The 12,626-nt window shown below is 74.2% G+C and carries 11 protein-coding genes; 8 read left to right on the forward strand and 3 right to left on the reverse strand.

What is annotated here, in order from left to right; translation table 11 throughout:
* From HTZ82_RS12690 to hmgA, 3 genes are all read right to left on the reverse strand, one after another.
* Nucleotides 1-678 (reverse strand): type ISP restriction/modification enzyme (locus HTZ82_RS12690; protein ID WP_302852226.1); only part of this gene is annotated, 678 nt, incomplete at its 3' end.
* A gap of 203 nt (nt 679-881) precedes the next feature.
* Entirely contained in the window at nt 882-1,631 is a 750-nt protein-coding gene (locus HTZ82_RS12695) for a GntR family transcriptional regulator (protein ID WP_175409454.1), read from the reverse strand.
* Nucleotides 1,632-1,678: 47 nt separating this feature from the next.
* The gene (gene hmgA, locus HTZ82_RS12700) at nt 1,679-3,013 is read right to left on the reverse strand and encodes a homogentisate 1,2-dioxygenase (RefSeq protein WP_175409455.1); all 1,335 of its coding nucleotides are present in this window, start codon (nt 3,011-3,013) and stop codon (nt 1,679-1,681) included.
* A 156-nt stretch (nt 3,014-3,169) separates the two neighbouring features.
* Between hmgA and HTZ82_RS12705 the strand changes: the two genes are divergently transcribed.
* The 8 genes from HTZ82_RS12705 to HTZ82_RS12740 all read left to right on the forward strand — a co-directional run.
* Complete coding sequence (locus HTZ82_RS12705; protein WP_175409456.1) at nt 3,170-3,796, forward strand: TetR/AcrR family transcriptional regulator; 627 nt, start codon at nt 3,170-3,172, stop codon at nt 3,794-3,796.
* A 70-nt stretch (nt 3,797-3,866) separates the two neighbouring features.
* Nucleotides 3,867-6,164 (forward strand): molybdopterin oxidoreductase family protein, encoded by a 2,298-nt coding sequence (locus HTZ82_RS12710; protein WP_175409457.1) that lies wholly within the window; start codon nt 3,867-3,869, stop codon nt 6,162-6,164.
* 110 nt (nt 6,165-6,274) lie between these two features.
* Nucleotides 6,275-6,898 carry a hypothetical protein gene (locus HTZ82_RS12715; protein WP_175409458.1) on the forward strand — a complete coding sequence of 208 codons (624 nt, stop codon included), beginning with the start codon at nt 6,275-6,277 and terminating at the stop codon, nt 6,896-6,898.
* A 64-nt stretch (nt 6,899-6,962) separates the two neighbouring features.
* Nucleotides 6,963-7,700, forward strand: a complete 738-nt coding sequence (locus HTZ82_RS12720) for a class F sortase (protein WP_309235439.1) — start codon at nt 6,963-6,965, stop codon at nt 7,698-7,700.
* A gap of 105 nt (nt 7,701-7,805) precedes the next feature.
* Nucleotides 7,806-8,282 (forward strand): DUF3574 domain-containing protein, encoded by a 477-nt coding sequence (locus tag HTZ82_RS12725; protein ID WP_175409460.1) that lies wholly within the window; start codon nt 7,806-7,808, stop codon nt 8,280-8,282.
* 135 nt (nt 8,283-8,417) lie between these two features.
* Complete coding sequence (locus tag HTZ82_RS12730; RefSeq protein WP_175409462.1) at nt 8,418-9,809, forward strand: aldehyde dehydrogenase family protein; 1,392 nt, start codon at nt 8,418-8,420, stop codon at nt 9,807-9,809.
* 47 nt (nt 9,810-9,856) lie between these two features.
* Nucleotides 9,857-10,942, forward strand: a complete 1,086-nt coding sequence (locus HTZ82_RS12735) for a zinc-binding dehydrogenase (protein ID WP_175409463.1) — start codon at nt 9,857-9,859, stop codon at nt 10,940-10,942.
* Between the two features lie 287 nt (nt 10,943-11,229).
* Nucleotides 11,230-12,626, forward strand: a 1,397-nt coding sequence (locus HTZ82_RS12740; RefSeq protein WP_175409461.1) for an MFS transporter, incomplete at its 3' end; no start/stop codon positions are given.

Here is a 12,626-nt window from a genome sequence, read left to right on the forward strand (position 1 = left end):
GCCGGACGTCCATACGTCGGGGTCGGCGGGGAGCGGGACCCGGCACCCGGCGGGGGAGTGCCGGGCGGCCGCCACCGCCCACGCCGCGAGGTCATCGGCGGTGACCTCCCGCCCGTACCGCTTCCGCAGCAGCGCGAGGAGGCCGGGCGTCACGTTCGGTTCCCGGCCGCCGGGGCGGCGGTACAGGGGGCGGACGCGGCCGGGGCGGCCCGCCGCGGAGCGGCCGTCCGGGAGCGCGGCCGTCGCGAGGAGCGAGGGGCCCGCGGCGTGCGGGGCGTACCCCTGCTCGACCAGGAAGAGCTGCCGTTCGTCCGCGACCCGCCACAGCTCCGGGCGGGCCACGTCGATCAGGCGGTGGTCGGGGAGCAGCCACTGCTCGTCGAAGGGGCCGTACGCGAAGCGGACCGGCTCCGGGCACGGTCCCGGTTCGCGGGCCAGGCGTGCCGTGCTGGTGCGCTGCCCCGGCAGGGCGGTGACCGCGCTGCGGGGGGTGCGGGCGCGGCTCGGGCGGAACAGGGTCTCGCGGGCCGCGCCTTCCGCCGCGGCCAGGGCCTCCCAGCGGGCGCGCAGCGTGCGCCGGTCCGGGGCGACGACCCAGTCCCGGCCCAGCCGCAGCGGCGCCACGGCCCAGGGCATCAGGTCGTCCAGCAGCGGCACATCCTCCATCACGCGCTGCATGCTAGCCGCGCCGCCGCCACCGGGGGACGGGGCGCAGGGCTCGGCGCGGGTGGCGGGCCGGGGGCGGGTCGGGGGCGGGCGCTGGCGCTGGGCCGTCCCTGTTGTGCCCACCCTCCCCAAGCTCTCGGCTTCGCTAGAGCAGGGAGGGACCTCCATCGCCCTGCGGAACGCATGCCCACAACAGGGACGGCGGCGTAGCCGCCTCAGTCCGCTTCCACCGTCACCGTGAAGGAGAATCTGTCGCCCCGGTAGCGGATGCGGGCCACGTCCACCACCTGGCCCGCCTCGTCGTAGGTGACGCCCGTGTAGTGCAGGATCGGCGAGAGGAGCGGGACCTCCAGGAGGCCGGCGGTGGCCGGGTCCGCGAGGCGGGCCTCCACGGTGTCGGTGATCCGGCTGATGCGCACCCCCACCACGTCGCGCAGCACCTTCGTCATGGGCCAGCGCTCCAGGTCCGCGAGGTCGATCCGGTCCGCGACGTCCGGGCGGACCGCGTTCTCGGCCCAGTTCGTCGGCTCGCCCGTCTCCACGTCACGGCGCAGCCGCTTGTACGTGACGACCTCCGTCGCGTCCGGGAAGTGCTCGGCCAGCTCCCCGGGCACCTTCGCCGTGCCGTGTCCGAGGATCGTCGTCCGCTCGCCCGACTGCTGTGCCACGATCGCGTCGATCGAGCCCAGCAGCCGGCGCGGGGCGCTGCGCCGGGCGCCGGGCTCGATGAAGGTGCCGCGCCGCCGGTGCCTGCTGATCAGGCCCTCCTCCTCCAGCTCCTTGAGCGCCTGCCGCATCGTCAGCACGCTGACGCCGTAGTGCGCGGCCAGCTGCTCCTCGGTGGGGAGGCGCAGCGACGCGTCGGGGGAGCGCCCCAGTATCGAGGCGCGCAGGGACTGGGACACCTGGTACCAGAGCGGCAGCTTGCGGTTCAGGACCAGCGAGTCGGGGGCGAAGGCGGACACGGCATCTCCGTACTGCGGCGTGCGGCGTACGACCGAGGCGAGACGTACTACGAGCGGAAGTGGCGCTCCAGACCCTGCCACACGTCGTCGTACCCCTGCTGAAGGTGGTCCGCGTTCGCGGCCTGCGCGGTGGTCGTCACGGGCCAGCGGGTCTCGAACATGAACGCAAGACCGTCGTCGATCTTCTGCGGCCTCAGCTCGGCCGCGCTGGCCCTGTCGAAGGTGTCACGGTCCGGGCCGTGCGCGGACATCATGTTGTGCAGCGACCCGCCGCCCGGCACGAAGCCCTCCGCTTTCGCGTCGTACGCGCCCTCGATGAGGCCCATGTACTCGCTCATCACGTTGCGGTGGAAGTACGGCGGCCGGAAGGTGTCCTCGCCGACCAGCCAGCGCGGCGCGAACACGACGAAGTCGACGCCCGCGAGGCCGGGTGTGTCGGACGGGGACGTCAGCACCGTGAAGATCGACGGGTCGGGGTGGTCGTAGCTGATCGTCCCGATGACGTTGAAGGTGCGCAGGTCGTAGACGTACGGGACGTGGGTGCCGTGCCAGGCGACGACGTCCAGCGGCGAGTGGCCGTACGTGGCGCGCCACAGGTTGCCGCAGTACTTGTTGACGACCTCGACCGGGCCCTCGACGTCCTCGTACGCGGCGGCCGGCGCGCGGAAGTCGCGCGGGTTGGCGAGGCCGTTGGCGCCGATCGGGCCCAGGTCGGGGAGCTGGAACGGCAGGCCGTAGTTCTCGCAGACGTACCCCCTGGCCGTCGCCTCCAGCAGCTCGACGCGGAAGCGGACGCCGCGCGGGACCAGCGCGACCTCGCCGGGGCGGACGGCGAGCAGGCCCAACTCGGTGCGGAGCAGCAGCCCGCCGTGCTCCGGGACGATCAGCAGCTCGCCGTCGGCGTCGCTGAACACCCGCTCCATGGAGGCGTTGGCGTGGTACAGGTGCACGGCCATGCCGGTGCGCTGCGCCGCGTCGCCGTTGCCGCCCAGGGTCCACAGGCCGGCCAGCCAGTCCGTGCCGGCCGCCGGGGCCGGGAGGGGGTTCCAGCGCAGCCGGTTGGGGTCGGGGACGGCTTCCGTGAACGGGGCCGTGCGGATCGCCCCGTTGTCGGCGCGCGTGAACGGCGGGTGCGCGGCCGACGGGCGGATGCGGTACAGCCACGAGCGGCGGTTGTGGGACCGCGGCTCGGTGAAGGCGCTGCCGCTGAGCTGCTCCGCGTACAGCCCGAGCGGGGCGCGCTGCGGGGAGTTGCGGCCCTGCGGCAGGGCGCCGGGCACCGCCTCCGACTGGTGCTCGTTGCCGAAGCCGGAGAGGTATTCGAGGCTCTCCGCGACCTTCGCCGTCTGTTCGTTCGCCTGTGCGGCGCCGCCCATGTTCATCGCGCGCTCCTGCTGCTCATGGAATCCTATGGATGACCGTAGGATTCCATGCGGCCGACGTCAACGGCAGACCGCCGCCGCGTGGGTGGTGATGGGACGGTTCCGGCGTCCGGGGGGTTCCGGGCGGGCCCGCGCGCCGTCACCCTCTTCTGCATCATGGAATCCCCGCACCGGCCCCCCTCGCTCCGCCGCGCCCCCGTCCAGCGGCGCAGCGCCGAGCGCCTCGCCCGCATCCTCGACGCCTGCGCCGAACTCCTCGACGAGACCGGATACGACCAGCTCAGCACCCGTGACGTCGCCCTGCGCGCCGGGGTGCCCATCGGCTCCGTCTACCGCTTCTTCGCCGACAAGCGCGCCCTGGCCACCGCCCTCGCCCACCGCAATCTCGACCGTTACGCCGAACGGGTGGCAGAGCGTCTCGCGGCCGACGGCGCGGAGCTCGGTGCGCGCGCCACCGTCGACGCACTGCTCGACGAGTACGTCGCGATGAAGCGGACCGTCCCCGGCTTCGCCCTCGTCGACTTCGGCGTCCCCGGCCCCGCCGAAGCCCTGGACGACGATCCGAACCACCTCGTCGCCGACCGGATCCACGGCCTCATCGCCCCGCGTGTGCGTGCACGCGCGGGTGACGGCGAGGCGCTGCGCCGCAAGGTCCTCGTCGGGGTCGAGGCCGCGGACGCGCTGCTGCGGCTGGCCTTCCGTACGGACCCGGCGGGCGATCCCGCGCTGATCGCCGAGACGCGGGAGCTGCTGCACGCGTATCTCGGACCGGTTCTGCGCTGACCGTCGCCAGCATGCCTACCGGTCGGTATGCTCGGCCCTGTCCGCGTACGGCACAGAGCCGGGGAGACCCATGCCGACCACTGCCACCGACACCGACCGGGCCGCCGAGGCCGACCGGGCCGCCGAGGCCGACCGAGCCACCGCCACCGGTTCCGCCGCCACCGGTCCCACCACCGCACGGCGCATCTGCCCGCTCTGCGAAGCCACCTGCGGGCTTACCCTGACGATCAGCGGAACCCGCGTCACCGGTGTGCGCGGCGACCGCGACGACATCTTCAGCCGTGGCTTCATCTGCCCCAAGGGCGCGTCGTTCGGTGAGCTGGACGCCGACCCGGACCGGCTGCGCGTCCCGCTCGTCCGTGAGAACGGCGTCCTGCGCGAAGCCGGCTGGGACGAGGCGTTCGACGTCATCGCCCGCAGGCTGCCGCCGATCCTCGCCGCACACGGCCCGGACGCCGTCGGTGTCGTCCTGGGCAACCCCAACGTCCACACCATGGCCGGCGGCCTCTACCCGCCGCTGCTGCTCGGCGCGCTCCGCACCCGGAACGTGTTCAGCGCCTCCACGGTCGACCAGATGCCCAAGCACGTCTCCAGCGGGCTGCTGTTCGGGGACCCGTACGCCATCCCCGTCCCGGACCTGGACCGCACCGGCCATCTGCTGATGCTCGGCGCCAACCCGCTGGACTCCAACGGCAGCCTGTGCACCGCCCCCGACTTCCCCGGCCGCCTGAAGGCGCTGCGCAAGCGCGGCGGCACCCTCACGGTCGTCGACCCGCGCCGCACCCGCACAGCCCGGCTCGCCGACCGGCACGTGCCCATCCGCCCCGGCACGGACGCCCTGCTGCTCGCCGCCCTCGCCCAGGTGCTGTTCGCGGAGGGGCTCACGGACCTGGGCCACCTGGAGGCCCACGTCGAGGGCGTCGCCGAGGTCGAGTCCGCCGTACGGGACTTCACACCCGAGGCGGTCGCCGAGGCCTGCGACGTCGAGCCCGGCCTGATCCGCGCGATGGCCCGGGAGCTGGCGGCCGCGCCATCGGCGGCCGTCTACGCGCGCGTGGGCGGGAGCACCGTCGCGTACGGGACGCTCACCAACTGGCTCGTGGACGTCCTGAACGTGCTCACCGGCAATCTCGACCGGCCGGGCGGCGCCATGTTCCCGCTGTCCGCGACCGTGCCCGCGCTCCGGCCCGCCGGGCCGGGCAAGGGGTTCGCCCTGGGGCGGTGGGCGAGCCGTGTGTCGGGCCACCCTGAGGCCAAGGGCGAGCTGCCGGTCGCCGCGCTGGCGGAGGAGATCGACACGCCGGGCGACGGGCGTATCCGGGCGCTCGTCTCCATCGCCGCGAACCCGGTCCTGTCCGCGCCGGACGGCGACCGCCTGGACCGGGCCCTGGGCGGGGACCTGGACTTCATGGTCGCCGTCGACCCCTACCTCAACGAGACCACGCGCCACGCCGATGTGGTGCTGCCCCCGCCGCCGCCCTCGCAGAGCGCCCACTTCGACTTCGCGTTCAACGGCTTCGCGATCCGCGACCAGGTCCGCTACACGCCGGCCGCCGTCCCGCTGGAGGAGGGGCGCATGGACGAGTGCGAGATCCACGCCCGGCTCATCCTCGCCGCGACCGGCGTGCGGGGCACGGCCGCACCGGACGACGTGGACGCCCTGGCGATCGACCGCACGCTCGCCCGCGCCGTGACCGAGCCCCACTCGCCCGCCCACGGCCAGGACCCGGCCGCGTTCGCCGCGCGCCTCACCGGGCGCACCCCGGCCGAGCGGCGCCTGGACCTGATGCTGCGCCTCGGCCCGTACAGGCTGACCGTCGAACAGCTGCTCGCCCACCCGCACGGCATCGACCTGGGGCCGCTCAGGCCGCGCCTCCCGCAGGGCCTGAAGACCCGCAGCGGCCGCGTCGAGCTGTTCCCGGACCCGATAGCCGCCGACCTGCCCCGGCTGCGTACGGCCCTCGACGAGACGCCGGCGCGGCTGGTCCTGGTGGGCCGCCGGCATCTGCGCTCCAACAACAGCTGGCTGCACAACATCCCCGCCCTCAACCGCGGCACCAACACCTGCACCCTCCAGGTCCACCCCGACGACGCGGCCCGCCTCGGCCTCACGGACGGCGCCCCGGCCCGGATCAAGGGCGAGGGCGGCGAGCTGGAGGCCCCGGTCGAGGTGACCGACGCGATCCGCAGGGGCGTGGTGAGCCTCCCGCACGGCTGGGGTCACGACCGCCCCGGCACCCGGATGGCCGTCGCCGCCGCCCGTCCCGGCGTCAACGTCAACCAGCTCCTCGACGGCACCCGCCTCGACCCGCTCTCCGGCAACGCCGTCCTCAACGGCTTCCCCGTGGAGGTGTCACCGGTGGGCTGACCGGGCGAACCCGGGGGCGGCGCGCCGCCGGGAAGCTCTCCGTGTCCAGGATGTGACTGATAGTCGGATTATCGGCTGATCCGTCCGACATCCTCACGGAGGAATCCTTCATGACCGCAGCCAGATCACTCCTGCGCACCGCTGTCGCCGGACTCGCACTCGGCGGCATCGCCATCGGTGCCGCGCCACCGGCCGTCGCGGCGCCCGGCGACAACGGCGACATCAAGATCCACAGCGTCGGCACCCCGCCGCTCGACCAGCGCAACGAGCCCAAGGTGTGCCGGTTCTATCTCGCCGCGTTCAATTTCGACACGCTCCAGCAGGTGAGCTACACGATCGTGCCCCAGCCGATGCGGGCCGGCGATCCCAGTCTGTCGGGCGGCATCACCCTCGCCACCGGAACCGGACACACCGAGGAACTCTCGCTGCCGGACGGCATGTACAAGCTCACCTGGACCTTCGAAGGGGCGAGCGGCGCCGGGAAGATGAAGGTGTTCCGCGTCGACTGCCCGGGCGGCGGCAACGGCAACGGCAACGGCGTGAACGGCAACGGTCCGAACGGCAACGGCCACAAGGGTCCGCACGGCGGCGTGGGCGCGGGCGGCGGCGGCATGGCCGAAAGCTCCGACGGCACTTCGGCGTTCGGCGTCGGAGCGGCGCTCGCGGCGGGCCTGGCGGGGACGGCCGGGCTGATCCTCGTCCGTCGTCGCCGTCGCGCCGATGGCGCCGCGTAGGCCCCCGTACGCACGGTTCACCCGCCGGCAACGGCGCCTGCTCCGCCTCACCAGAACGGTGGCGGTGGCCCTGGCGCTCGTCGTCGGCGGGGTCTGGTGGGCCCAGGACGACGCGCCGTCGCCCGGGCCCGCCGCCGTGGCGGCGGGGGCGCCGCCGGGGGACACGGGCGACGCGGCGCGCCCGTCCGTACTCCGGTCGCCGTCCCCGCCCGCGACAGCGAAGCCGAAGCCCGACCCCACGCCCAAGCCGAAGCCCGACCCCAAGGCGAAGCCGAAGCCCGACCCCAAGCCCAAGGCGAAGCCCGCTCCCGAGCCGAAGCCGCCGCCCGCGCCGCTGGCCCCCTCACCCGCCACGCGGCTCGCCGTCCCCGCCATCACCATCGAGGCGCCGGTCGTCGGCCTCGGCCTCGACGAGTCGGGGCGGTTGCTGTCCCCGCCCGTGGACGATCCGCTCCTCGTCGGCTGGTACGAGGACGGCCCCACGCCCGGCGAGAAGGGCACCGCCGTCGCCGTGGGCCACCGGGACACCAGGACCGGCCCCGCCGTCTTCCTGGACCTCAACTCCCTCAAGCCCGGCAACACCGTCCGCGTCACCCGCAAGGACGGGCTCGTCGCCGTGTACACGGTCGACCGCGTCCGTACGTACGACAAGGACCGGTTCCCCGACCAGGAGGTCTACGGGGCCACCGGGCGCCCCGAGCTGCGGCTGCTCACCTGCGGGGGCTCCTTCGACCGCAAGAAGGGCTACGCGGCGAACGTCGTCGCCTTCGCCCACCTCACGGACGTGATCCGCGCCGCCTGAGGGTGAATTCCTGTCCGGAACCCGCCTTCCGGCGCCGCCCGCCGCCCGCGCCTGCCACAGTCGCGACGGAACACGACCCGTGAGTGAACCGGAGGACATCCGACCATGCCCGTTCTCACCCCGGCCCGCACGCGCGCCGCCCGCCTCACCGCCCTCACCGCCGCCGCCCTCATCGCGGTCGGCGCCCCCACCGCGTACGCCACGCTCGGCGACGAGGCGCCGCCCGCCGCCGGTGCCGCCGCGCCGGGCGCCGAGCCCTTCGTCGAGACACGGCTCCTCTTCGGTACCGAGCGCCCCGACGGCGGACCCGACGTCACGGACCGGCAGTTCACGCAGTTCATCGACCGAGAGGTCACTCCCCGCTTCCCGGCCGGGCTCACCGTGCAGGAGGGGCGCGGGCAGTGGCGGGACGCCTCGGGCACGATCGAACGGGAGCGCTCGTACGAGCTGATCCTGCTGTACCCGGCCGCCGACGCCCGCCCCAGCGGGCCGCGCATCGAGGCGATCCGCGAGGCGTACAAGCGGCAGTTCGGCCAGGAGTCCGTGGCGCGGGTCGACGACCGGGTCAGGGTCGACTTCTGAGCAAGCTCCCCGGGCGGGCAGGATCGTGCCCGACGTCTCGTCCGTACCCTCTGGCGACAGAAAACTATCGCCGCTAGTTTGGGTGCTCCCGGAACGACGACGCACGAGCAGCAGCACCGGCCCGAGGAGCAGCGGATGAAGAACCACGACGGCATGTACATCGGCGGCGCCTGGCGGCCCGCCGCCGGCACCGACACGATCGCCGTGGTGAACCCGGCGGACGAGCAGGTCATCGCCCACGTCCCGGCCGGCACACCCGAGGACGTGGACGCCGCCGTACGGGCCGCACGCGCGGCCTTCCCCGGCTGGGCCGCCACCCCGCCCGCCGAGCGCGCCGCCCGCATCGCCGCGCTGCGCGACGCCATGGCCGCCCGGAAGGACGAGATCGCCGCGACGGTCACGGCCGAGCTGGGCGCCCCGCCCAAGGCGGCGCAGGCCGTGCACACCGGGCTGCCGATCGCCGTGGCCGGCTCGTACGCCGAACTGGCCGCCACGTACGCCTTCGAGGAGCGGGTCGGCAGCTCCACCGTGCTCCTGGAGCCGGTCGGCGTGGTCGGCGCGATCACCCCGTGGAACTACCCGCTCCACCAGATCGTCGCCAAGGTCGCCCCCGCGCTCGCGGCGGGCTGCACCGTGGTCCTCAAGCCCGCCGAGTACACGCCGCTCACCGCCCGGCTCTTCGCCGGTGCCGTGCACGAGGCGGGCTTCCCCGCCGGCGTGTTCAACATGGTCACCGGCCTCGGCCCGGTCGCCGGCCAGGCCCTCGTCGAGCACGACGGCGTCGACCTGGTGTCCTTCACCGGCTCGACCGCCGTCGGCCGCCGCATCGGCGCGCTCGCGGGCGGCGCCGTCAAGCGCGTCGCCCTGGAGCTCGGCGGCAAGTCCGCGAGCGTCGTCCTGCCGGGCGCGGAGCTCGCCCCGGCCGTCGAGGGCAGCCTCGCCAACGCCCTGTCCAACTCCGGCCAGCGGTGCAGCGCGCTCACCCGCGTCCTCGTGCACAGGGACCAGTACGAGGAGGCCGTCGCGCTCGCCGCCGACGCCATCGCCGCGTACCGGCCCGGGGACCGGATCGGCCCGCTCGTCAGCGCCGCGCAGCGCGACCGTGTCGTCGGCTACATCGAGAAGGGCGTCGCCGAGGGCGCCCGGCTCGTCGCCGGCGGCCCCGCGGCACCCCTGGAGCGCGGCTACTACGTCAGCCCGGCCCTCTTCGCCGACGTCACGCCCGGCATGACCATCGCGCAGGAGGAGATCTTCGGCCCGGTCGTCTCCTTCCTCCGGTACGAGGACGAGGAGGACGCGCTGCGCATCGCCAACGGCACCGTCTACGGGCTCGCCGGCGCGGTGTGGGGCGAGCGGGAGGCGGCCGTCGCGTTCGCCCGCCGCATGGAGGCCGGGCAGGTCGACATCAACGGCGGCCGGTTCAACCCGCTGGCCCCGTTCGGCGGCTACAAGCAGTCCGGCATCGGCCGCGAGCTGGGCGTCCACGGCCTCACCGAGTACCTGCACACCAAGTCGCTCCAGTTCTGAGCCACTCCACCAGCCCTGTCAGCTCAGCTCCGAGTCGGGAGATACCGATCGTGGTCGTCCGCGCCGCCGTCCTGCCGTCCGTCGGGTCTCCGCTGGAGATCACCGGCATCGAACTCCCCGAGCCGGGCCCCGGCCAGGTCCGGGTCCGCCTCGCCGCCGCCGGGGTGTGCCACTCCGACCTGTCCCTCTCCAACGGCACCATGCGCGTGCCCGTCCCCGCCGTGCTCGGCCACGAGGGCGCGGGCACCGTCCTCGCGGTCGGTGACGGCGTCACGCATGTCGCTCCCGGCGACGGCGTCGTCCTCAACTGGGCGCCGTCCTGCGGCTCCTGCCACCATTGCGGTCTCGGCGAGGTGTGGCTGTGCGCCGACGCGCTGACCGGCGCGGGCCGCGTGTACGCCGTCACCGAGGACGGTACGGAGCTCCACCCGGGCCTGAACGTCGCCGCGTTCGCCGAGGAGACCGTGGTCGCCGCGCACTGCGTGCTGCCCGCCCCCGACGGCGTACCGCTCACGGAGGCCGCCCTCCTCGGGTGCGCCGTCCTCACCGGGTACGGGGCCGTCCACCACTCCGCCCGGGTCCGCGCGGGCGAGTCGGTCGCGGTGTTCGGGGTCGGCGGCGTGGGCCTCGCCGCCCTCCAGGCGGCGCGGATCGCGGGCGCGGGGCCGGTCGTCGCGGTCGACGTGTCGCCCGCGAAGGAGGCCCTGGCGCGGGCGGCCGGGGCCACGGAGTTCGTGGTGGCGTCCGACACGACGGCCAGGGAGATCCGTAAGCTGACGGGCGGTCAGGGTGCCGACGTGGCCGTCGAGTGCGCCGGGCGGGCCGCCGCGATCCGTACCGCCTGGGACTCCACGCGGCGCGGCGGGCGCACCACGGTCGTCGGCATCGGCGGCAAGGACCAGCAGGTGACGTTCAACGCCCTGGAGATCTTCCACTGGGGCCGCACCCTCTCAGGCTGCGTGTACGGCAACTCCAGCCCGGCCGACGACCTCCCGGTCCTGGCGCGGCGCGTGCGGGAGGGCGCGCTCGACCTGGGCCTCCTCGTCACCGACCGCATCGGCCTGGACGGCATCCCGGCCGCGTTCGACGCCATGCTGGCGGGCAAGGGGGGCCGGGCCCTGGTCGTCTTCTAGGCCTGAAGCACAGGCCCGCCCACCGCGCGCGCCCCGGCCGCCGCCGCGCGCCCGGGGTGTTCGCGCTGCCCGGGCGCCCGGCGGATCGCGGGCCCGGCGGATGCGAGCCCGGCGGACGCGGGATCGGCGGATCGCCGCACGTCAGCACCGTACCGCCGGTAATGGCCCAGCCGAGAACTGTTGCCGTTCATGCCGTTGACGGCATACCAGCCGGTCGGTACGGTCCCCGTCCATCAAGGCGCCGCCCCCCTTCCCGTCTCCGCCCGCACCCACCGGAGTGTGCACCCATGGAATCGGCACCCGCCCCCGCTCCCACCACCTCCGCACCCAGCGACCCCCGCCGGCGCAGAGTGGCCACAGCGGCCGCGCTCGCATCGGCCGCCGAGTGGTACGACTACTTCGTCTTCGGCATCGCCGCCGCCCTCGTGCTCGGCGACCTCTACTTCCCGGCGGGCAGCTCGTCGGCCGGCGTCCTCGCCGCCTTCGCGACCTTCGCCGTCGGCTTTCTCGCCCGCCCCCTCGGCGGCGTCATCGCGGGCCAGCTCGGGGACAAGCGGGGCCGCAAGCCGATGCTGGTCCTCGCGCTCACCGTGATGGGACTCGCCACCCTCGGCATCGGCCTGCTCCCCACGTACGAGACGATCGGCATCGCCGCTCCGGTCCTGCTCGTCGTCTTCCGCGTCCTGCAGGGCCTCGCCGTCGGCGCCCAGTGGGGCGGCGCGATGCTCATGGCCACCGAGTACGCCCCCGAGGGCAAGCGCGGCCTGTACGGCAGCCTCGTTCAGCTGGGCGTCCCGATCGGCGTGGTGACGGCCAACACCGTCTTCCTGGCCGCAGGCTCCCTCACCAGCGACGCGGAGTTCGTCGCATGGGGCTGGCGGGTGCCGTTCGTCGTCGGCTTCCTCGTCCTCGGCCTCGCCTGGTACATCCACACGCGGGTCGAGGAGACCCCGGCCTTCAAGGAGGCCGAGCGTGCCCTGTCGGAGCAGGAGAAGAGCAAGCCGCGGTCCCCGCTGAAGACCATCCTCCGCCACCACCTCGGCACGGTGCTCCTGGCCGGAGGGTCCTTCGCCGTCAACACCGCGACCTTCTACATCATCATCGCCGGCGTCCTCGACTACGCGACCCGCGAGCTGGCCATGGAGCGCGGCGCGGTGCTGATGGTGTCCCTCTGCGTCAGCCTCACGCAGCTGGCGCTCATCCCGGCGGCCGCGGCCCTGTCCGACCGCATCGGACGGCTGCGGATCTACGCGCTGGGCGCGGCCGGCGTGCTGCTGTGGGCGGTCCCGATGTTCCTGCTCATCGACACCGGGTCGCTGCTGTGGCTGGCCGTCGGCACGTTCGTCGCGAGCTGCTTCCTCAGCATCATGTACGGGCCGCAGGCGGCGCTGTTCGCCGAGCTGTTCACGGCGGAGATGCGGTACACCGGGGCCTCGCTCGGCTACCAGATCGCCGCCGTGCTCGGCGGCGGCCTGGCGCCGTTCATCATGGTGCTGCTCCTGGAGGCGACCGGGACGTCGATGTCCGTCGCCGCGTACATCATCGGTCTCGCGGTGATCGCCCTGATCTCCATCAAGATCCTCTCCTCCCGCGCGGCCCGCGCCGCGAAGGAGGCGCGGGAGGCGCAGGAGCCGCAGGAGGGCCAGGAGCCGCCGGAGGCGGAGGCCGCTCCGGCGGTCGCCCA

This window comes from Streptomyces sp. TRM64462 (assembly GCF_013362995.1).
Classification (GTDB): Bacteria; Actinomycetota; Actinomycetes; order Streptomycetales; family Streptomycetaceae; genus Streptomyces.